Genomic DNA, 20,403 nt, shown 5'->3' with positions numbered 1-20,403 from the left:
GGGACCTGCCACTGAATTTTCATCCGGCGGCGATTAGAGCCTCGGCGGTCTTGAACCGCTCCCAAACGTTGGACCACCGGATGCTAGAGTTTTCCGGCTTCATTCAGGGAGGCGGGCTGGTTGCGCCTCCCGAATTCACCAACGAGATCGGCACCTTGTTGCCGATCGCACCATGAGGTCTTTCCTCATTGTAGTATCTACGCCAATCCTCCATCTTTTCGCGGGCATCCGCAAGGGTCAGGAACCAATGCTGGTTCAGGCATTCTGCACGGAAGCGGCCATTGAACGCTTCGATGAAAGCATTATCAGTCGGCTTTGAACTCAATCAGAATGTTCGTGATTTGATGGATGTTGCGCGGTCCCGTCTTGAAGACACCAAGGGCGAACTCGATGAAGCCCTCGGCCGAACCGGAATAGGTCCCGTGATTGTCACGTGCATCGGGCCAGTAGGAACTGCGCAGCGCCCTTTCATCGGCGCGGTCTATCCCGCGGCAATACCGATAGAGGCAGTCGCGGAGCGCCTCGCGGTCGAGCAATTCGGTAATTTTTTTGTGTTTCATCGCTTGTCGCACATCTGATATCGGGGCGCTTACCCATCCAGTGACGCAGCCAGCTTTCAACTGCTCGGCTGACGTAAGGAAAAACCCTCCCTCTGCTTAGGCATGCATGTAAACAACTGCCCTTAGAAGTAGACATCAATGGGAGAGCTGCGGGTAAGGTGTTTGGACAGCGACGGCGCCGTCATGCACCAGTTGCGTTGCGTTTCAACCCCCACAATGTTGGTTGAACAAAAGGCGATCGAGCAACGCATCCGAAACGCAATCTATCTCCAGCGCACGTTCAGGGCAGGATCGAGCGCCTCGCGACGCGAACAGTTCGTCCCTCTCCTCGACATCGATTGCACCGGGCAGTATGTATCCCTCGTCGTCAAGATTGAATATTTCGGGCGCTTGGGCCCAGCATCTTGCATGACCTTGGCATTTGGAAGTGTGCACTATGACGCGCATACGGTACTCCATGTCTTTCCTCCTCTCAATTATCAGGACCAGTCCAGGATCAGATTCTCCATTCCAAACACGTGGCCCCCATAGGTGATGGGCGCCGTACCATCCTTGATACGGAAGTCAGGGATGCGCGACAGCCACTCCTCCAGGCCGATGACGATCTCTCGCCGGGCAAGGTGTGATCCAAGACAGCGATGGGGACCGTACGCAAAAGCGGTGTGGCGATTGTCTTCTCGTGCCAAATCGATCGTGTTCGGATTTTCGAATTCCACCGGATCACGATTGGCAATCATCGTGGCGCAGGAAATGTAGTCCCCCTTACGGATCGGCGCGCCTTCGAAATTGATATCTTTCGTCGCCACACGGATCATCTGCACGGTCGAATAGGCGCGAAGCAGTTCTTCGGCTGCGAGCACAATTCGATCCGGTTTGCTCCGCAGCAATTCCTGTTCTGTCGGATTGCGCGCGAGATAGGCCAGGTCAAAGCCGATCGCCGTTGCCACGGTGTCCAGTCCCGCGACGAATAGAAGCACGCCTATTCCATGGATTTCCTGGTCTCTCAACAGGCGGCCGTCGACCTTTGCCTGCACGACGAAGGTCATGAAATCGTCGGCCGGTTCTTTGCGGCGCATCGCTGCAAGTTCATCGATGAACGCCAAAATTGTTCGGGCGGCTGCGGTTCGTCTGATGCCGTCGCCGTGGAGCAGGTCCTTCCCCCAGCCCACGAATGTATTGAGGCGCTCATCGGATAAGCCGAGCAAACGGAGGAAGATACTAACCGCAAAAGGAAAGGCGAAGTCCGTCAAGATGTCGCAGCTTGTGCTCGACGCGGAAATCTTGGAAATCAACGCAATCGCCCGATCACGGACCGCCGGTTCAAGCTCCATTATCCGCCTGGGCGAAAGCAGCGGATTGAGAAGTGAGCGAAACACGCTGTGAGCCGGGGGGTCGAGTTCAAGCGGGATCAGCGGCCAGTTTTCGCCAAGCGCCGAGGCGAAAAGGCTCCGATGGCTGGAAAAGGTTCCGGTGTCCTGCAGCAATTTGCGTTGGTCCTGAGCGCGAACGATGACCCAGGTACCTCGGCCATCGCGCGTATTGCAGGGAGAATAAAAGATTCTCGGTCCATTATGGAGGCAAGCGACAGCTGCGTGCGGATCCCCATTTGGCATGCGCTCCATGCCGGGCGACGTGAACAGGCTGAAGTCCTTCACCATTTCGGGAGGGACATGTTCTGGAACCCTAATGGTAGCCACTGCTTTTCTCCTGTCATCAAAGCCCCTTCGCCGAGAACGAATTCTCCTCGGAGAGGGAGCGAGCAAAATCGTTGAGCGCCAGATTTCCAATCTCAGCAGCGCGAGGCGCCAATGACATGCGATGCAGCGATCAGATCGCCGTGCGGCTCGAAATCCACGCTGCTTTGTTGGCCGAAGTCGAAATTTCTTGGATGCCTCGCCCGCCCTTCCGGTCGACATCGGATTTTCACGGGTACCTCTCTTCCGGTAAATGCGTTCTGAGCACAGATGCATTTTGATTTCCTCCGCTCCATGGCGGTCACCAAAGAAACCGGCCGACAGTCCTTGCCGCCCCGCAAGAAGAACTTCAAAGTTCATGCCAATTTGATTGATTTGGCCGGAAAGAAATTTTTCAATTGCCTTTCAGCGCTTTGGCTCAAGGCAGAACTAAAGATTGGCTGATCAAGGCCGTGTCGCGTATCTAACAAAACCCGACATCAGGTGCCGGATGCCATCTATTCAGGTGCGACTTTTTTCCAGCCACCACAGCCGGGGGCCAGAGACAGCGCGACGAGTAACGAATGTCCTGATGTACTGCGATGCAGTGGGATAGCTTGAGGGTGGGTAGCTTTGAATTGTGGCATCGAGCTAGCGGCGGAATTCCGGGAACAGCTCGAAGCGTGCTACTCCTTTGTCCTGAATGTCAGTTCTACCAGCCCGACGACACCACCCTAAGAGTCGGCGGCAATCTGCCGATTGGGTGTTGCCTGACAGCAATGGGTATGGTGGCCTACCGTCCGCCGAGACGGAAGGCGATGGCCGCAGAAAGCCCGCTCAAGCGGCGGGCCGAAAATGCCGTCCGAAACAAATCCACAAACTACCCTGCCTGGCACGGCAAGAGCGTGGGTACGGAGATTTGATCTGGATCAAATCGCAATCCCGATGAAATTGATAGCCATCAAAGACGCGCTGGAAGAAATAGGGATAGCCGAAGTCGCAACGGCCGCGTGGTCGTCTCGGGCATGTCCGGCATAGGCGGTTTTCGAAGGGATCAGGACATGGACGTCGCACGCAGTGAGGTTCTCGTGATTGGCACTTCCGTCGCTTGCCGTTCCTGCCAGGCGCGGCACGGCGTCGTTTGCGGCGCCTTGTCGGCTGGCCAGCTTAGCGAACTTGGCCGCCACTCGCTGCGCCGCAAGGTCGACGCAGGCTGCGAGATCATTGCACAAGGATCGGAAAACTCTTTCTATTCGAACATCACGCGCGGCGTGGTGAAGCTCTGCAAGGTGATGTCGGACGGGCGCCAGCAGATCGTTGGCCTGCAATTCGCCCCCGATTTCGTCGGCCGCCCCTTCGTGCGCGAAAGCACGCTGTCGGCCGAGGCCGCGACCGATGCGGAGATCTGCGTGTTCCCCCGCAATTTGCTCGAACGCATGATATTGGAGACTAGGGAATTGCAGCGTAGCCTGCACGCTCAGGCGCTGAACGAGCTGGATGCCGCGCGCGAATGGATGCTGACGCTCGGCCGGCGGACCGCCGAGGAGAAGGTCGCAAGCCTGCTCCACCTCATTGCCGCCCACGCCGAGACGGCGACGAGCACTGCCTTCGATCTGCCGCTATCGCGTGCCGAGATTGCCGACTTTCTCGGGCTGACGATCGAAACCGTCAGCCGCCAGTTGACCCGGCTTCGCAAAGAGGGCGTCATCCGCATCGAGAACATCCGGCATATCACCGTGCCCGACATGGATGCGCTCGCAAAGAAAATCAGCGGGTAATTACCACCCGCGTATTGGAAAGGCCAGCCTGGCGCGCCAGCGTAAAGAACTAGGCGGCATTGTCGGGATGCAGACGGACGTGCCGGGCGCTACCACATCGAGCATTCCGGGCGAGAAAACTTCTAGTCCCGGAGCCGCCGGCTTGCAGCTCGGGATAGCCGCCGGGCAGGTGGGTGGCGTCGCCATCGGCGCCGGGCGCCCAGCAGGTCGCCAGCGAGCTGAGCGGTGAGCGGTGAGAGGAACAAAATATCAGCTCCGCGGCGACGTCAGCCGAGCAACAAATGCTCGTAGGCCAAAGGCTACATAGCGCGACCCGGGTGCCGGTCGGCATCAGCCGATCGATATTGGCGGCTGCGAGCTCTTCACGCCCCCAACCTGCGGATATCCGCCATCGTCGTCTTCTGTGACGAAATTATCGGAGCCGTTTGCGTTTCACCATTTTTCGATGCGCGGTCCGAGCCTGGCGCCCCCTTTTTGTCGGACCTCAAACTTTCTTGTGCAGTTTCAAACAAGAAAACGTGCGCGGGTAGACATACGCACGAGCAGAACCTCAAACCTCGTGACCCGCGCCTTCCCGCCGCGACCGGACTGGCGGGCAGTATGCTAAGGTTCTAAAAGGCGGCAGAGAAACCTTGATCGAGATGCGGTCGGAAGTAGCCGAAACAGCGCCCGGCCGTCAGCGCGGCACAACGGCTTCACAATTCGCTCGCCCGCACGAGCAGCGCACGAGTGCGGCGACGAAGGCCCTGTGCTGACAGAAAGTCCATCTCCTTCAGGCCAAATGGCATGACGCTTGCTTGCCCTGGCGTGTGGGCCGAGGTCGGATTCGTGTTAGCCGTGACTGAGAGGCCGCAAATAAATTTTCCTAGAGGAGCTTCATTGATGACCATGGAAAAGCAGGTCCCTATTGTCACCTTTCGCACGCGGGTTCGCGACGAGTCTATATCCGGTCCCAACCCCTACCGCTGGGAAGACAAGACGACCGACGACTATTTCAGCGGTAAGCGGGTAATCCTTTTTTCGCTGCCGGGCGCCTTCACGCCAATCTGCTCCACCTTCCAACTGCCTGATTTCGAAAGTCTTTATGTCGAGTTTAAGAAGAATGGCATTGACGACATCTACTGTCTCTCCGTCAACGATGCCTTCGTCATGAATGCTTGGGGCAAGTCTCAGGGGTTGAAAAATGTCAAGCTTATCCCGGACGGTTCGGGAGAATTCACTCGGAAAATGGGTATGCTCGTCGCCAAGGACAATCTCGGTTTCGGTCTGCGCTCCTGGCGCTACGCTGCCGTGATCAATAATGGCGTCGTGGAGGGGTGGTTCGAGGAAGAAGGCTTTGGCGACAACTGCGCGACCGATCCGTATGGCGTTTCTTCGCCGCAAAACATTTTGAAATGCCTTAAGGCCCCAGCCTTCGTATGAGCATTGAAGCCAACGACCAGCAGCTACGACTTGTCGTGCACACCTGCGCCGAATGATAGGAGTTTTGCTCGAACCATGAAGTCCTTTACAAGCCTTCATCAGCGTCAGCAGCAATCGCTGGTTATTACGCCCCAGCTCATCGCGTCTATTCGCTTGCTGCAGCTGGCGCACACCGAACTGAATCAGTTCGTGGAACAGGAAATCGAGAAGAACCCATTTCTCGACCTGGCGTCGAATGACGGCGGGGCTTCTGGCGTATCGCCAACTGCGGCGGATGATCCAAATATCAGCGCACGCGAAGACCACGTTGATGGACCGGCCAGGACGGACATGCCTGAGCTGTCTAGTCCCTGGAAATCAATCCGTGACACAGGCAACCTTTCGCCGGGGGAAAGGCCTTCCCTGGATGAGTTCGCCGCCTCAACTGAGACATTGCACGAACATGTCGCCCATCAGATCGCCCTCACTGCCTTCACACCCCAGGAGCGGCTGATTGCTGGCGCGCTTGCCGACCATCTGGATGACACTGGGTATCTGCAAGTGAACCTTCTGGAGCTAGCAGAGAGGCTAAATAGCCCTGAGGCTGGAGTGAAGCGGGTTCTTGAGGCTTTGCAGCTATTTGACCCGCCGGGCATATTTGCGCGAAGTCTGGGCGAATGCCTCGAGATTCAGTTGCGCCAACGAGACCGGTTCGACCCGGCCATGGCAGCTCTGGTCGCAAATCTCGAGTTGCTTGCGCGACGCGATTTTCGAGCACTGAAGCGACGTTGCCGGGTCGATGAAGACGACCTTCTCGATATGTTGAACGAAATTCGTGCACTTGACCCAAAGCCTGGAAACCAGTTCCAGTCCGCAAGGTCGGAATCCATCATACCCGACGTCTTCGTCCTACCCTCGCCGGGAGGCGGATGGCACGTCGAGCTTAATCGGGAGATTTTGCCCAAGGTACTGATCAACCAAACCTATTTTGCGCAAGTTACTCGCCTAACCGCCCAAAGCTCGAAAGATCAGTCATTCCTGAACGAATGCTTCCAGAGCGCGAGCTGGTTGGTTCGGAGTCTCGATCAGCGCGCCACGACGATCCTTAAGGTGGCGACCGAAATCGTGCGCCACCAGGATGTCTTTTTGGAAGATGGCATTGCTCATCTTCGCCCTCTCAATCTTAAGACCATCGCTGACGCGATCGACATGCACGAGTCCACTGTAAGTCGGGTAACGTCGAACAAATACATTCTCACGCCCCGCGGCGTGTTCGAGCTCAAGTATTTTTTCACCGTCGCGATCCCGTCCTCACAAGGCGGTGACGCGCACTCGGCCGAAGCTGTGCGCCATCAGATAAGGGCACTTATTGCCGCAGAGACGCTCCATGATGTGCTGTCCGACGATGGCATCGTTGCCAAGCTCAAGGAAACAGGCGTCGACATTGCTCGCCGCACAGTCGCCAAATATCGCGAGGCGATGAACATCCCCTCGTCCGCGCAACGCCGGCGGGAGAAACGGTTTGTACTGGCGGCCGCGGAGGGATAAGTCCTTTGTACCGTAGGTGATGCCCTTTTCCCAAAAACCGCGGAACTGAGGCACATGTGACATTGTGCTTAGTCCTCTCCATGGAGGATCGACTTCATATGGGCTGGCGACCGCAGCCTCGTCACGGGAGCTTCAAAAGTTGTTCCGGCCGCTTAAGCTGACGTTCCAGAAAAGATTAGATGTCTGTTCCATAGCCCAAGCGCTTAGGGGCTAAGCGGTTAATCACGAAAACTCGTGCAGAATTTTTATGTCGCGCAAGCGACAAATCTAGAAGCAGTTGTCGCCTCCCATTCATTTTCGCCGAACCGCTGGGATTTCGGTGCGGCGGCAACGAGAGCCTCAACCGAAAATGATAGACGGAGATACGCGGGCAGACGTTCTGGAGTTGGCGCGCTTTCGAGATCTCCGATGTTCGACGACGCAGGAATACAACACGCGGGCTGATCGAACTCTTGGCCTTCCTCACCGCTTGGCACGACGCATGCACGGTAATCCGAAAATGCGCCATCGAACAAAAAGGAATCATCCCATGATCAAGCTCACAGAGAATGCCGCCGCCATCATGAACGTAACGCTTTCCCGAGCCGAGCAGGCGGAAGGCTTTCGCATCGCGGTCGAGGCAGGTGGATGCGCCGGCTACAAATACCTGGTGGGGCTAGAAAGCGTCCAGGGCCAGGGCGACGCGGTGATCGAAACAAATGGGGTCAAGGTGTTCGTTGACGCAGACTCGCAAGCACACATCAACGGCATGACGATCGACTTCGTGACGGGACCAGAAACCTCCGGTTTTGTCTTCGACAATCCCAATGCGCACCAGAACTGCACTTGCGGCAAATCCTTCGGCTGATCACCGAGAAAGCGAGAGAGCCATGCGGAATTATTGCGAAAAGGTCATGGTTTCCTTTTTCAATCCGAAGAACGACGGCGTGCAGGAAAATCCCCTCAGCGAGACCGGGGCAGTTTCCTACGGTAGAGGGCCTGAATTGATAATTGGAGTCGATCCAACGGTGGAAGCGTTTCTGGTGACGCCGTCGTCCTTGCGTTCCAACCCAGCGACCGCCTTCTCGCCAGCGCTGGCCGAACTCATAACCCTAAAGCCCGCCGAAGCGCCTCAAACCGTCCGTCAGGAGACAGCAGGCTTTTTAAGCGGTTTGCTGCCGGAGAGAAAGGTCTGCTCATCAACGGATTATCCTGAGGCAGCAAAATTTTTTGGCGGGCATCCGGGCCAGGATTCCAAAGGAGACGCCCCCTCTGCAAGCAGTTCCGCGCCGAGGAAAGGTGAGCGAAGACGCGTGCGTGTCAAGAGGCTTGATTTCATGACCAAGTCGCTCACTTCGCTAGATCTGGCAGTAGACGGACGACACTCGTTCAAGCCGTCGAAGACGTGTCAGAGGTTTATACAATACTGGTCGTCGAAAGCCTCGTTCCGGCAGAGGAGGACGATCAGACCGTCACAACAGAAATCTGAGGCCTGGAGAAATTGGCAGGGTCGAAATGGATGTTGTAGCCGGCAATCGCGTAGGACAGGGTCTAAAAATCGCCGCAGCCTGCAACAGTTCAGTTCTCAGCGACAAGCTAAGCTGGCGACCCATCTAGTTAAGCAGCCGCGGCGAATCCAACCGTTGGAAAAGGCGCGAGCGCACAACGTTCTTCCCTTCCTACTGATGGCGGCTATGCGACGTTATCGATGCCAACAAGATCGCGTGACGCGCCATCGCACGACTCCACCCCGCGCTGCTTGCCCGAGGCTATCAAACAACAGCATGTGCAAGACGCCGCAGCATTGTCACCGCTTCCCCTCAGTCGAGATCCACCCATGAGAGCGATCTATCTCGACAATAATGCAACGACCAGAGTCGATCCTGAAGTGGTTGAAGCCATGCTGCCGTTCTTTGCGGATCAGTTTGGAAACCCTTCGTCGACGCACGCTTTTGGCTCCTCCATCCGCGAGGCGGTGAGGAAGGCGCGCCGGCAATTGCAAGCGCTGATCGGCGCCGAGTTCGATCATGAGATCGTGTTCACCTCGGGGGGGACGGAAAGCGACAATGCGGCGATCCTTTCGGCGCTGGAGGTGATGCCTGAGCGCACAGAGATCGTGACTTCCGCAGTCGAGCATTCAGCGGTGCTGACACTCTGCGGCCATCTGGAGAAGACGCGCGGCATTAAGGTACACAGGATCCCAGTGGATCGACATGGACGTCTCGATCTTGACGCCTATGAGACCGCCCTCACTCATCGTGTAGCGATTGCTTCGATCATGTGGGCGAACAACGAGACGGGAACCATTTTCCCGGTCGCTAAGCTTGCCGAGATGGCCAAGAGAATCGGTGCACTTTTCCACACCGACGCGGTCCAGGCGGTCGGCAAGGTTCCAATGGACCTCCAACCTACTGCAATCGACATGCTTTCGTTGTCCGGACACAAATTCCATGGACCAAAAGGCATTGGTGCACTCTATCTCAGGCGGGGCTTATCTTTCTCCTCACTGATCAAGGGAGGTCATCAGGAGCGCGACCGACGCGCAGGGACAGAAAATACGGCCGGGATTGTCGGTTTAGGCAAGGCTGCCGAACTCGCCCTGAAATCAATAGACGACGAGAGCACCCGATTAAAGTCGCTCCGAGATCGATTGGAGAACGGCATTGTCCAGCGTGTTCCAGGCGCCTTCGTAACCGGCGATAGGCTTAAGAGGTTGCCGAACACGGCGAACATCGCCTTTCAACGTGTCGAAGGAGACAGTATGCTCCTTCTTCTCAACCGCTATGGCATCGCCTGCTCTTCCGGCTCTGCTTGCTCCTCCGGTTCGCTGGAGCCGAGCCATGTCTTGAGGGCAATGGATATCCCTCATGCTATGGCGCACGGAACAATCCGCTTCTCGTTCTCGCGCGATAACTGTGACGAGGATGTCGACCGGGTGCTCGAAGTTTTACCGGGCATCGTTGAAAGGCTCCGGAGCCAATGCCGTTCCGGCCACGTGGCCGACACGAGCAGCCGGGTTCGTTCAGGGGAGTAGGAGCAGGCACGCTCATGAAACGGCAATTCCTTTTCACCGATACGACCTGCATGACGGCACCGGCATCGTATGAACGATCAGGTAAAAGCCGGGGCTCTCAGTCACATAGATCGCCGGTTCACCGCCCATGCGTGTTCGTGGAGGGGGCCCAGCGCCATATCATCTTAATCAATCTCTCGACACCATCGGTGGATCGCATCCGACCACCAGCCTATGCCGACTCCAGTTGCAACGCGACTGCCTTGCGCCTAGCCGCGTCGAACCACGCATTCCGTACGTTGCAGCTTAAGCTACGGGAGAACGATCTCGCGATCACCGCTCACGACCAGGGGGAATCTTATGTGCCGTTGCTCCGCTGACAGCAGTCCCGTCGATGTCAAAGACATCCTCAATCGGCTGAAATCTCTCTCGGCTGCGGAGGAGTTCTTCGCAGCCCTAGGGGTCCCCTATGACCCTAAGGTTCTCGATGTCTCACGACTCCATATCATGAAGCGTATGGGCCAATACCTCGCGGCAGAGGACTTCTCCCATCTCCCAGACCGGGTAATCGCTGCTCGTGCCCGTGCCATACTGGAAAGGGCCTACTGTGATTTCGCGACCTCCGCGCCGCTCTCGCACCGGGTCTTCAAGGTGCTCAAGGACCACAATCCGAACAGACCTGTCACACCCGGCCGCACCGTTGTCCCGTTAGACTCTTTCCTGAAGCCGTTCGAAAAGAAGTGAGCACGGTTGCGACACGACAATGTCGGGAAGCTTACAATTCAGTCATATGCTAGCAACGTCGGAATCGAAGCCATTTCAATGTGATAGAGAACGCCAAACGGTTGGCACGAATGATGCACGCAAGCATGTGTACTGACAAGCCCGCCACCCATAGAGGGAGGGAGTAAGAAACCGCCATGCACATAGTTATCTGTATCAAACAGGTACCGGACTCCGCACAAATACGAGTGCATCCGGTGACGAACACAATCATGCGTCAGGGAGTGCCAACCATCATCAACCCCTATGATCTGTTCGCCCTTGAAGAGGCGCTCCAGTTGCGCGACCGCCATGGCGGCGAGGTGACCGTGCTCACCATGGGGCCGCCCATGGCAGAGGACGCGTTGCGCAAGGCGCTCACCTACGGCGCCGACCGCGCCGTACTCTTGACCGACCGTCATTTTGCCGGCTCCGACACTCTGGCGACCTCGTTTGCTCTTTCGCGAGCCATCGCGAAGATCGGAGAGGCCTTCGGTACGCCCGATATCGTCTTTACGGGCAAACAGACCATCGACGGCGATACCGCCCAGGTTGGGCCTGGCATCGCCAAGCGCCTCGACCTCCTGCAGCTCACCTACGTTGCCAAAATCGTCTCTGTCGACATCAATGGGCGCGAGATTACGGTGGAGCGCCGCTCGGAAGGGGGCACGCAGACGCTGATGAGCAAGCTCCCTTGCCTAATTACAATGCTCGAAGGCACAAACGAAATCCGCCGCGGCTCGCTCGATGACGCGCTACGGGCCGCGCGCAGCCAGATCGTGAAGTGGAATGCGGCCGACGCTGGCATAGAGGACCTCACCAAGTGCGGCCTGCGTGGCTCGCCAACCGTCGTTAAGAGGGTCTTTGCCCCTCCTGAGCGGGCGGAAAAGGCGGAGCAGATCGACACCGCGGAAAAAACACCGCGCGATCTCGCGGAGGAGTTGATCGCTGGGATCTTTTTGCGCCAGCCGGCGCTCGAAAGCGAACTCGCCTTTGACGGCGAATGAAGGCAAGGAGCGACGATGTTGAGCACGAATCGAGAGAGCCCTCCTCCAGCCGCTGGCCGTGCCGCCATGAAGAAAGAGCTGCCCGATCAGTTTAAGGACCATCGGCACGTTTGGGTCTTCATGGAGCTGGAGCGCGATCAGGTGCATCCCGTCTCCTTCGAGCTGCTCGGCGAAGGCCGCAAGCTCGCCGACAAGCTGGGCGTCCAGCTTGCCGGCGTCGTTCTCGGACCACCGGGAGAGGCCACGTGGTTTGCCATCGCCGAGGCTTTTGCTTATGGCGCCGACCTGGCCTACCTCGTCGAGGCCCCACTGCTCGCCGACTACCGAAATGAGCCTTTCACCAAAGCATTGACGGATCTGGTTACTAACTACAAACCGGAAATCCTTCTTTTAGGGGCAACGACGCTCGGGCGCGACCTTGCCGGTTCCGTGGCGACGACCTTGTTGACAGGGCTCACGGCGGATTGCACCGAACTTGATGTGGATGCGGACGGCTCGCTTGCGGCGACCCGGCCGACTTTCGGCGGCTCCTTGCTTTGCACGATCTACACGCTCAACTGCCGGCCGCAGATGGCAACGGTCCGGCCGAGGGTCATGGCCATGCCTCCGCGCGGGAATAATAAGATCGGACGCGTCATTCAACACAAAGTGTCGATGATCGAGGAAGAGATCGTCACTAAGGTCCTCGGTTTCTTGTCCGATGGCCAGTCGGCGACGGCGAATCTCGCCTATGCGGACGTCGTGGTTGCTGGAGGCCTCGGTCTCGGCGCGGTGGAGAACGTGAAGCTTATGAAGAAACTCGCGCGGACGATCGGGGCCGATTATGGCTGTTCGCGCCCCCTCGTCCAAAAGGGCTGGATGCCTGCTGATCGGCAGATCGGCCAAACTGGCAAAACTATCCGGCCGAAGCTTTACATAGCAGCCGGCATTTCCGGCGCCATCCAGCATCGCGTTGGCGTCGAGGGAGCTGATCTTATTTTAGCCATTAACACCGATCCTAACGCGCCGATTTTTGATTTCGCCCACCTCGGCGTCGTCACCGATGCGATCCGTTTACTGCCGTCATTAACGGAACTCTTCACCCATCGACTGTCGCCGCACAGTCGCGATAAGCTTGCAAACTGAGGGCGCCCCATGACTGAGGAAAACTTCGACGCCATAGTTATCGGGGCCGGCATGGCCGGAAACGCAGCTGCTTACACGATGTCGAACCGCGGCATGAAGGTGCTGCAGTTGGAGCGTGGCGAGTATCCGGGCTCCAAGAATGTGCAGGGCGCCATCATGTACGCGGACATGCTGGAGAAAATCCTGCCGGATTTCCGGGATGATGCGCCTCTGGAGCGGCACTTAGTCGAGCAGCGCTTCTGGATGATGGACGACTCGTCCCACATCGGTATGCAATACCGGTCGGACGACTTCAACGAGTCGAGACACAATCGCTACACGGTCATTCGCGCCCAATTCGACAAATGGTTTTCACGCAAGGTGCGCGAGGCCGGAGCGACGCTTCTATGCGAGACGACCGTGACGGAACTCGTTCGTGATCCAAAGGGCAAGGTGATTGGCGTTCGCACCGACCGCGCCGGCGACGTGATTCTTGCTGACGTGGTCGTTCTCGCAGAGGGCGTCAATGGGCTGCTCGGCACGCGTGCTGGATTGCGTGACACGCCAAAACCGGAAACTGTCGCGCTCGCCGTCAAGGAAATGCATTTCCTGGCCGAAGAGGTAATTGACCAGCGGTTCGGCCTCCAGGCCAATGAAGGCTGCGTCATCGAGGCAGTTGGCACGATCTCTCGCAACATGGCCGGGCTTGCCTTCCTCTACACCAACAAAGAATCGATCTCGATCGGCATTGGCTGCCTTGTCTCCGAATTCGCGGCAACAATGGAAAGTCCTTATGATCTGCTCGAAAAATTCAAAAGCCATCCGTCGGTAAAGCCGCTGATCGCAGGAGCGGAAGTCAAGGAATATGCGGCGCATCTCATTCCAGAAGGTGGTTACAAGGCAATTCCGCAGCTTTTTGGTGACGGCTGGGTCGTCGTCGGCGACGCGGCACAACTTAATAATGCGGTGCACCGCGAGGGGTCCAACCTCGCCATGACGTCGGGGCGCATCGCCGGCGAAGCAATCGTCCAGATCAAGAATCGCAAAAAGCCGATGGTCAAGGAGAACCTCTCCCTTTACAAGTCGATGCTTGAAAAGTCGTTCGTTATCAAAGACTTGCGGAAATACAAGGACATGCCTGCCCTGCTGCACACCAATTCCCGCAATTTCTTCACGACTTATCCAAGGTTGCTGTCGCAGGCCGCACAGAACTTTGTGCGAGTCGATGGCACCCCGAAGATCGACAAGGAACGGGCGACCACGGGCACCTTCATCAAGGCACGCTCCCGCTGGGGGCTGTTTGGTGACGCGGTTCGCTTGGCGCGCGCGTGGCGATAAAGGAGAGATGAGATGACGGTTGCAGTGACGAACATACGCGTAGAGGACAAGCTTTACCAAAATCGATACGTGGTCGATGCCGGACGCCCGCATATTAGGGTGCGTCCACACGATTGGCCAAGCGTAAATCTGTATGCCCTCACAAGTGTCTGTCCGGCCAAGTGCTACGAATTGAATGACCAGGGCCAAGTGGAGGTTATCGCCGACGGGTGCATGGAGTGCGGCACGTGCCGCGTACTCTGCGAGGCAAGTGGAGATATCGAGTGGAACTATCCGAGAGGCGGTTTCGGCGTTCTCTTCAAGTTCGGATAAAGGTTTGCAACTCCACGATTCAGAACCAACTTGGGTTTGCAGACGGGCGCATCGGAAACTTGCAGAGGTGCGCGTTGCAGATTGGTATTAGAAATTACTATATATACATGCAAGCAAGGGTGATAAGAAACGTTAGACAACCCAAGGCCATATAATGACCCACATGCCCGCCCGACCGGTCGATGGAGCGGAACCCCTATCTGCGCTACCTGCTGGACCTATGCGCCAAGCGGGCACGCAGCGCAGCGGAATCTACGAGATATCAAAGGTACTGACTGCCCCCGCCCGGCTAGAGATTACGCTTGCCAACGTCGTGAACGTCCTCTCTTCCTTTCTGCAGATTCGATGCGGAGCAATCGTTGTTCTAGACGCTGAAGGTCAGCCCGAGATTGCCGCAACTGGCGACATCCCCCCATCCTCTCAATCAGCCGCTCGAGGCGTTATACCTAAGGCCGTAATCGACCATATCGCGACGACCGGTATGCCCTTAATCGTAAAGGATGTCAGCAAGTCCGAATTATTTCAGGCTGAGCCGCAACCGCCTTGGAGCAGCGGCACCGTCCCAATTTCTTTTATTGGCGTTCCGGTAAAAGCCGATAATAAAATACTTGGCACAATATCGATCGATCGCGTCAGGAACGACGCCGCCCCCTTCCCCGCCGACGAGGACGTTCGCTTTCTGACCATGGTCGCCAATCTGGTCAGTCGGACGATCAGGCTTCATCGTTTCCTGAACCTGGAGGGTCGGCGACCTATCGGCGAACAAGAGAGACCGGAGAAGCCGATCATCGCGCAAAGGGGCGCGCCGGGCCGACATCCACCCGTCAAAATCGACGGGATTATCGGGGATAGCCCGGCTCTCCAGCAGGTGGTTGAAACCGTCTCGGTGGTGGCGAGGACGAATTCCACCGTGCTTCTGCGGGGCGAAAGCGGCACCGGCAAGGAATTTTTTGCACAGGCGATCCATGAACTTTCCCCTCGTAAAAACAAGCCGTTCGTCAAATTGAACTGCGCCGCGCTGCCCGAAGGCGTCCTGGAATCGGAGCTGTTTGGGCATGAAAAAGGGGCTTTCACCGGGGCCATCGCGCAGCGCGCCGGACGCTTCGAACTGGCAAATGGCGGAACGCTTCTACTTGACGAGATTGGCGAGATTTCGCCCGCCTTTCAAGCCAAACTGCTGCGCGTCCTGCAGGAAGGCGAACTGGAGAGGGTGGGCGGAACCAAGACGCTTGCGGTCGACGTCCGGCTCATATGCGCCACGAATAAGAACCTCGAGATGGCTGTTGCAAACGCCGAATTCAGGGCCGACCTGTATTACCGCATCAGCGTAGTTCCAATTGTCCTGCCGCCGCTTCGAGAGCGACCCGGCGATATTCCACGCCTTGCGAACGCTCTTCTTGACCGATTCAACAAGGAGAACCAACGCGAGCTGACGTTTTCGTCGTCGGCGATCGAGGTGATGTCGCAATGCTATTTCCCAGGTAACGTCCGGGAACTCGAAAACTGCGTGCGAAGGACTGCCACCCTTGCGCGTTCAAGCTCGATCGTTTCGTCTGATTTTGCCTGCAAGAACAGCCAGTGCCTTTCGTCGCTCCTCTGGAAAACCGACGGGTCGCCCGGCGGCATCACCGTCGATGGGCATGCCCGGAGCAATGTGATGCCGACTTCATCGCCGCGCTCGGGCGGGAGCATCGGTGCGTCGGACGAGGTATCTTCCGTCAAGGCTTGTGATCCGCACGGTTCCGGTTGTCCCGCAATGGAGTCGCGCCTCACGCAACGGGACCGGTTGATCGAGGCGATGGAAAAGGCCGGATGGGTTCAGGCCAAAGCGGCTCGTATTCTCGGCCTTACGCCTCGTCAGGTCGGCTATGCTCTACGCCAGCATCGCATCGAGGTGAAAAAGCTTTAAGCGCCTGGGTGATGTTGGACCTTCTCGATCTCCAATGCCTGGTTTGGTGGCTTACGGACAACTCTTTTGTCGACTGTCGGAAGCTTGACAAGTCTGTGTCCGAACACGGTCGGAATCGGGCAATAAATGCAAATTCTTAAAGCAAATCCCGTCCTTGGGATGGCATGGCTTTTGCGTTTTGAAAGGCGACGTCAACTAGCAACGGAGCACTCAATGTCCGCACCGATGATTTCGCTTGAAAGTGCGACCAGCACGACATCCTTGTATCAATTGCTGGCGACCGCGAAACCGAGTGGCTGCACATCCTCGTCATGTGGCGTGTCCACAAAACCGGCCGACGTGGACCAGGCTATCTGGGCGAAGATCAAAAACCACCCCTGCTATTCAGAAGAGGCTCACCATTATTTCGCGCGCATGCATGTCGCGGTCGCACCAGCCTGCAATATCCAGTGCAACTATTGCAATCGTAAATATGACTGCGCCAACGAAAGCCGCCCTGGGGTCGTCTCGGAAAAGTTGACGCCAGACCAGGCGCTGCGCAAGGTCATTGCCGTCGCCAACGAAGTGCCGCAGCTTTCCGTGCTGGGTGTCGCCGGACCGGGCGATGCCTGTTACGACTGGAAGAAGACAAAGGAAACGTTCGAACGAGTTGCGGGGGAGATCCACGACATCAAGCTGTGCATCTCCACCAACGGGCTTGCGCTGCCGGATCACGTCGCCGAACTTGTCGACATGAATGTCGATCACGTGACAATTACGATCAACATGGTTGACCCTGAAATCGGCGCAAAGATCTATCCCTGGATCTTTTACCGCAACCGTCGTTACACCGGCATCGAAGCTGCGAGAATTCTGCACGAGCGGCAAATGGTGGGCCTGGAGATGCTGACCGCGTGCGGCATCATCACCAAAGTCAATTCGGTGATGATTCCTGGTGTCAACGACGAACACCTGGTCGAGGTAAATAAATGGGTCAAGGAGCGGGGGGCGTTCCTGCACAACGTCATGCCGCTTATTTCCGATCCGGCCCATGGCACCTACTACGGCTTGACCGGACAGCGCGGCCCGCGGGCGCTCGAATTGAAGGCGCTCCAGGATCGTCTCGAAGGCGGCGCAAAGCTAATGCGCCATTGCCGGCAGTGTAGGGCCGATGCCGTCGGCCTGCTTGGGGATGATCGGGGCCAGGAGTTCGCACTCGACCAGCTTCCCGGAGAGATCACCTATGACGCCCGTAAGCGCGAGGCCTATCGGGAAGTGATCGCCCGCGAACGCGGCGATCACGCGACCGCCAAGAGCGAGGCAATCGAGACAGTCAAAGCAGCCGGCGATGGGTCCCTCCACGTCGCGGTCGCGACAAAGGGTGGCGGTCGCATCAACGAGCACTTCGGCCATGCGAAGGAGTTCCAAGTATACGAAGCTTCGTCGAGAGGCATCACCTACGTCGGGCATCGCAAGATCGAACAGTATTGCCTCGGAGGCAGGGGCGAGGAAGCCACCCTCGACGGCATCATAACTGCGCTGGTCGGTATTGACGTCGTGCTATGCGCCAAGATCGGGGAGTGCCCTAAGACTAAGCTCATGGAGGCCGGGGTTCGGGCAACGGATGCTTATTGCTATGACTACATCGAGACCGCCATCGGCACCCTCTACGCCGCCAAGTTTGGCGTCGAACCACAAGCGGCGACGGCGTGAGCGCTCTTAATCCAACATCTTCAGGAGTTTAAAAATGGCCTTCAGGATCATAGCGTCCCAATGCACCCAGTGCGGTGCCTGCGAGTTCGAATGCCCCTCCGGTGCGATCAGGTTCAAAGGTGAGATCTACGTTATCGACCCGGAAAAATGCACCGAATGCAAGGGTACCTTCGAAACGCAGCAATGCGCGGAGGTTTGCCCCGTGCCGAAGACCTGCGTCCTCGCCGCACCTGCGATTTGACCTTCAGCATGGTCGGGGCTCCTGCGGAGAAGCCTTCAATGATATCCTGCAAGGAGGAATGCCCATGGGCCTTGGACGTGAACAGGAGGTCGAAATCCACAGGCCTCCACGATTTACACCCGGCGAGCGGGTGCGGGCCAGACTTCACGTAAAGAATGACGGCACCTATGCTGGCAAAAAAATTGGGGAAAGTTTGGTGCGGAAGGGCGACGAAGGCTATGTGCGCGACATCGGCACCTTTCTCCAGCAGTTTTACATCTATGCCGTCGAATGGGTCGAACGTGGCACTATCGTCGGCATGCGTGCCCGTGAACTGACGAGTCTAGACAACGCCGCTGCTTGCGGCGCTGCTGAAATCGCGGGGCCCCCAACGAAGGAATAGCGACATGAAGATAATGATTCGCAGAACGAGCGCCGGCTTGTCGGCTTACGTACCAAAGAAAGATCTCGAAGAGCCGATCGTAGATGTCGAGGCTGATGACATGTGGGGCGGCACGATCACTCTCAGGAACGGCTGGAGACTCGTCTTGCCCAAGCTATCGCGGGATACGCCTCTGCCGATCACCGTCCACGCAAGGAAGATTCCTGACGAGGACTGATGCTGCAAACGAGAGGTAAGAGAAAACAGCATGAATAAAATTTTGACCTCGGACCGTCTCCTGATCATTCGCAACGGTGACGCCGAAGAAAGACTTAGGCTGCTTCAGGAAGCGCTCGCTGCGGATCGGATCGTTCCCTATCTCGGTCCGGATCTCCTTCGGCTGCAATCCACGGAACCACCTGTACCGGACACCCCGGAAGCCGTCTCCGCGGCACTCAACGAACGCACACCTGCCCCTTCCAGGATACGCAGCAATATGTGGTCAGTCGCGCAGTTTATTGAACAGCGACGGCATCGCCGGACGCTTCAGGCCTGGATGGCAGAAATATTTGGAGCACCCGTGGCGCCGACCGCCCTCCACGACTGGCTCGCAACGCTGCCGCTCTCCCTTATCGTCGACGGTTGGTACGACGGGACAATGCGTGCGGCTTTCGCGAAGACCGGTCGAACGGATGTCGTCGAGATTCAGGGCGTCACGCGTGCAAACGGCGGCGGCGACATTTGGACAAAAACTTACGATCTGTCCGGGAGAGACGTCGAATGCGTCGCAGCGCCAAAGACGGTCCTCTATGCGCCGTACGGCAGTGTTATACCAGCTTCGAACTTTCTGGTGTCCGATTCCGATTACGTGGAAGTCCTAACCGAAATCGATATCCAGACGCCAATACCTGGAATGGTGAAAGAACGGCGTATAGATCGCGGTTTTCTTTTCATTGGCTGCCGCTTCAACGATCAGATGCTCCGGATCTACGCTCGACAGATCATCAAGCGCTCTCACGGCCCCCACTTTGCAGTACTTGATGCGGAAGGCCTTACCAAAAACGAGCGCCGTTTCCTTGCAGCAAGCGGAATCACGGTGGTCGACCTGCCGATCGGCGAAGCCGCGGCTCTGCTTGTACCATTTGGTAGCAAGGCGGATGGTGACCATGGCCGCACGGCTCCCGCTTCGAATCTCTGTAGCGGCTAGAGTGCCGCAGATTGAAAAAGTTCTGTTTCTGCCAAGTTCGAATGCCATACTGCCCACGTTTGCTGGCGTAGGGGATTGCGGGTGGGATCAATGGCGATGAGCGAGCGTGATCTTTAGCGGATCGAGGTTCTGTCGCAGGTGATCGACGGAAGATCGGCGACGACCGCAGATTACTGTTCGCTCAATGTCAATGCGAAGGACCGATTATGAAGAAACCTAAACCATTCCCAATACAGCGGCAGAGCCGCGGCCGAATCGCCAGAAATAAGCCTCGCATCGGCCACCGGGTGCTCCACTCGTGCGCCAATAACACGCGTAATCAACGGGATCGAGACGGCACACGCTTTACGGTCTTGCGCTTATTTGTGATCTTTATCCCACAATATGGACTTCGATACTTGGTGTTTCCAAGTGACAAGCAGTGTGGCCAATAATTCTAACCGCCTAGCTCTGCGTCTTCATACTTCCAGAAATGATGTAAGCCTCCGGTGAAGGCCGCAGGTCAGGCCGCTTGAGCG

At 57.2% G+C, this 20,403-nt stretch carries 19 protein-coding genes and 3 pseudogenes; 17 read left to right on the top strand and 5 right to left on the bottom strand.

Annotation, left to right across the window (positions count from 1 at the left end; genetic code table 11):
* Positions 1-103: 103 nt before the first annotated feature.
* The 4 genes and pseudogenes from AF337_RS41510 to AF337_RS38610 form a co-directional block, all read right to left on the bottom strand.
* Positions 104-316 (bottom strand): annotated as a pseudogene (locus AF337_RS41510) (integrase core domain-containing protein); the annotation flags it as partial.
* Between the two features lies 1 nt (position 317).
* Positions 318-560: pseudogene (locus AF337_RS38620) on the bottom strand (nuclear transport factor 2 family protein); the annotation flags it as partial.
* A 204-nt stretch (positions 561-764) separates the two neighbouring features.
* Entirely contained in the window at positions 765-1,019 is a 255-nt protein-coding gene (locus AF337_RS38615) for a ferredoxin (RefSeq protein WP_004678571.1), read from the bottom strand.
* 20 nt (positions 1,020-1,039) lie between these two features.
* A complete protein-coding gene (locus AF337_RS38610) occupies positions 1,040-2,218 on the bottom strand; it encodes a cytochrome P450 (RefSeq protein WP_010009913.1) in 1,179 nt (392 codons plus the stop codon).
* Between the two features lie 306 nt (positions 2,219-2,524).
* Here AF337_RS38610 and AF337_RS43485 point away from each other — a divergent pair, with 306 nt between their 5' ends.
* Complete coding sequence (locus AF337_RS43485) at positions 2,525-2,698, top strand: hypothetical protein (protein WP_010009909.1); 174 nt, start codon at positions 2,525-2,527, stop codon at positions 2,696-2,698.
* A gap of 596 nt (positions 2,699-3,294) precedes the next feature.
* The gene (locus tag AF337_RS38605) at positions 3,295-4,011 is read left to right on the top strand and encodes a Crp/Fnr family transcriptional regulator (protein ID WP_010009905.1); all 717 of its coding nucleotides are present in this window, start codon (positions 3,295-3,297) and stop codon (positions 4,009-4,011) included.
* Here AF337_RS38605 and AF337_RS43060 read toward each other — a convergent pair.
* Positions 4,001-4,090 (bottom strand): annotated as a pseudogene (locus AF337_RS43060) (L,D-transpeptidase); the annotation flags it as partial. The gene AF337_RS38605 and the pseudogene AF337_RS43060 overlap by 11 nt on opposite strands.
* An 803-nt stretch (positions 4,091-4,893) precedes the next feature.
* Between AF337_RS43060 and AF337_RS38600 the strand changes: the two are divergent.
* From AF337_RS38600 to AF337_RS38530, 15 genes are all read left to right on the top strand, one after another.
* On the top strand, positions 4,894-5,433 hold the full coding sequence (locus AF337_RS38600) for a peroxiredoxin (protein ID WP_004678566.1): 540 nt from the start codon (positions 4,894-4,896) through the stop codon (positions 5,431-5,433).
* 75 nt (positions 5,434-5,508) lie between these two features.
* Positions 5,509-6,960, top strand: a complete 1,452-nt coding sequence (rpoN, locus tag AF337_RS38595; RefSeq protein ID WP_011053429.1) for an RNA polymerase factor sigma-54 — start codon at positions 5,509-5,511, stop codon at positions 6,958-6,960.
* Between the two features lie 529 nt (positions 6,961-7,489).
* Positions 7,490-7,807 carry a HesB/IscA family protein gene (locus tag AF337_RS38590; RefSeq protein ID WP_009995752.1) on the top strand — a complete coding sequence of 106 codons (318 nt, stop codon included), beginning with the start codon at positions 7,490-7,492 and terminating at the stop codon, positions 7,805-7,807.
* 969 nt (positions 7,808-8,776) lie between these two features.
* Positions 8,777-9,973, top strand: coding sequence for a cysteine desulfurase NifS (gene nifS / locus AF337_RS38585; protein WP_012489549.1), 1,197 nt, complete (start codon positions 8,777-8,779; stop codon positions 9,971-9,973).
* Positions 9,974-10,312: 339 nt separating this feature from the next.
* Positions 10,313-10,696 (top strand): nitrogenase stabilizing/protective protein NifW, encoded by a 384-nt coding sequence (gene nifW / locus AF337_RS38580; RefSeq protein WP_008536550.1) that lies wholly within the window; start codon positions 10,313-10,315, stop codon positions 10,694-10,696.
* A gap of 176 nt (positions 10,697-10,872) precedes the next feature.
* A complete protein-coding gene (locus AF337_RS38575) occupies positions 10,873-11,721 on the top strand; it encodes an electron transfer flavoprotein subunit beta/FixA family protein (protein ID WP_004678528.1) in 849 nt (282 codons plus the stop codon).
* Between the two features lie 15 nt (positions 11,722-11,736).
* Positions 11,737-12,846 carry an electron transfer flavoprotein subunit alpha/FixB family protein gene (locus tag AF337_RS38570; RefSeq protein ID WP_008536549.1) on the top strand — a complete coding sequence of 370 codons (1,110 nt, stop codon included), beginning with the start codon at positions 11,737-11,739 and terminating at the stop codon, positions 12,844-12,846.
* 9 nt (positions 12,847-12,855) lie between these two features.
* Positions 12,856-14,163 (top strand): FAD-binding protein, encoded by a 1,308-nt coding sequence (locus AF337_RS38565; protein ID WP_008536548.1) that lies wholly within the window; start codon positions 12,856-12,858, stop codon positions 14,161-14,163.
* Positions 14,164-14,175: 12 nt separating this feature from the next.
* Positions 14,176-14,475, top strand: coding sequence for a ferredoxin family protein (locus AF337_RS38560; protein ID WP_004678523.1), 300 nt, complete (start codon positions 14,176-14,178; stop codon positions 14,473-14,475).
* Between the two features lie 220 nt (positions 14,476-14,695).
* On the top strand, positions 14,696-16,384 hold the full coding sequence (gene nifA / locus AF337_RS38555; RefSeq protein WP_011053431.1) for a nif-specific transcriptional activator NifA: 1,689 nt from the start codon (positions 14,696-14,698) through the stop codon (positions 16,382-16,384).
* Positions 16,385-16,597: 213 nt separating this feature from the next.
* The gene (gene nifB, locus AF337_RS38550) at positions 16,598-18,076 is read left to right on the top strand and encodes a nitrogenase cofactor biosynthesis protein NifB (protein WP_012489550.1); all 1,479 of its coding nucleotides are present in this window, start codon (positions 16,598-16,600) and stop codon (positions 18,074-18,076) included.
* 34 nt (positions 18,077-18,110) lie between these two features.
* Positions 18,111-18,317: a 4Fe-4S binding protein gene (locus tag AF337_RS38545; RefSeq protein ID WP_012489551.1), complete on the top strand. Its 207-nt coding sequence runs from the start codon at positions 18,111-18,113 to the stop codon at positions 18,315-18,317.
* 64 nt (positions 18,318-18,381) lie between these two features.
* Positions 18,382-18,699 (top strand): nitrogen fixation protein NifZ, encoded by a 318-nt coding sequence (locus AF337_RS38540; RefSeq protein ID WP_012489552.1) that lies wholly within the window; start codon positions 18,382-18,384, stop codon positions 18,697-18,699.
* Between the two features lie 4 nt (positions 18,700-18,703).
* On the top strand, positions 18,704-18,916 hold the full coding sequence (gene nifT, locus AF337_RS38535; protein WP_004678514.1) for a putative nitrogen fixation protein NifT: 213 nt from the start codon (positions 18,704-18,706) through the stop codon (positions 18,914-18,916).
* A gap of 30 nt (positions 18,917-18,946) precedes the next feature.
* Positions 18,947-19,885: an SIR2 family NAD-dependent protein deacylase gene (locus AF337_RS38530; RefSeq protein WP_012489553.1), complete on the top strand. Its 939-nt coding sequence runs from the start codon at positions 18,947-18,949 to the stop codon at positions 19,883-19,885.
* Positions 19,886-20,403: the final 518 nt, after the last annotated feature.

It is taken from the genome of Rhizobium ecuadorense (genome assembly GCF_001187535.1).
In the GTDB taxonomy this organism is placed as follows: domain Bacteria; phylum Pseudomonadota; class Alphaproteobacteria; order Rhizobiales; family Rhizobiaceae; genus Rhizobium; species Rhizobium ecuadorense.
Note: the sequence above shows the minus strand (reverse complement) of the source record. Positions and strands in the feature narration are given on the sequence as shown.

Coding starts and splice junctions, on each gene's coding strand:
- AF337_RS38600 (WP_004678566.1), top strand. CDS start 4,894: ATGACCATGGAAAAGCAGGTCCCTATTGTCACCTTTCGCACGCGGGTT.
- AF337_RS38560 (WP_004678523.1), top strand. CDS start 14,176: ATGACGGTTGCAGTGACGAACATACGCGTAGAGGACAAGCTTTACCAA.
- AF337_RS38605 (WP_010009905.1), top strand. CDS start 3,295: ATGGACGTCGCACGCAGTGAGGTTCTCGTGATTGGCACTTCCGTCGCT.
- AF337_RS38615 (WP_004678571.1), bottom strand. CDS start 1,019: ATGGAGTACCGTATGCGCGTCATAGTGCACACTTCCAAATGCCAAGGT.
- AF337_RS38570 (WP_008536549.1), top strand. CDS start 11,737: ATGTTGAGCACGAATCGAGAGAGCCCTCCTCCAGCCGCTGGCCGTGCC.
- AF337_RS38545 (WP_012489551.1), top strand. CDS start 18,111: ATGGCCTTCAGGATCATAGCGTCCCAATGCACCCAGTGCGGTGCCTGC.
- AF337_RS38565 (WP_008536548.1), top strand. CDS start 12,856: ATGACTGAGGAAAACTTCGACGCCATAGTTATCGGGGCCGGCATGGCC.
- nifA (WP_011053431.1), top strand. CDS start 14,696: ATGCGCCAAGCGGGCACGCAGCGCAGCGGAATCTACGAGATATCAAAG.
- AF337_RS43485 (WP_010009909.1), top strand. CDS start 2,525: ATGCATTTTGATTTCCTCCGCTCCATGGCGGTCACCAAAGAAACCGGC.
- AF337_RS38590 (WP_009995752.1), top strand. CDS start 7,490: ATGATCAAGCTCACAGAGAATGCCGCCGCCATCATGAACGTAACGCTT.
- AF337_RS38610 (WP_010009913.1), bottom strand. CDS start 2,218: ATGGTGAAGGACTTCAGCCTGTTCACGTCGCCCGGCATGGAGCGCATG.
- nifB (WP_012489550.1), top strand. CDS start 16,598: ATGTCCGCACCGATGATTTCGCTTGAAAGTGCGACCAGCACGACATCC.
- rpoN (WP_011053429.1), top strand. CDS start 5,509: ATGAAGTCCTTTACAAGCCTTCATCAGCGTCAGCAGCAATCGCTGGTT.
- AF337_RS38575 (WP_004678528.1), top strand. CDS start 10,873: ATGCACATAGTTATCTGTATCAAACAGGTACCGGACTCCGCACAAATA.
- nifW (WP_008536550.1), top strand. CDS start 10,313: ATGTGCCGTTGCTCCGCTGACAGCAGTCCCGTCGATGTCAAAGACATC.
- AF337_RS38540 (WP_012489552.1), top strand. CDS start 18,382: ATGGGCCTTGGACGTGAACAGGAGGTCGAAATCCACAGGCCTCCACGA.
- nifT (WP_004678514.1), top strand. CDS start 18,704: ATGAAGATAATGATTCGCAGAACGAGCGCCGGCTTGTCGGCTTACGTA.
- AF337_RS38530 (WP_012489553.1), top strand. CDS start 18,947: ATGAATAAAATTTTGACCTCGGACCGTCTCCTGATCATTCGCAACGGT.
- nifS (WP_012489549.1), top strand. CDS start 8,777: ATGAGAGCGATCTATCTCGACAATAATGCAACGACCAGAGTCGATCCT.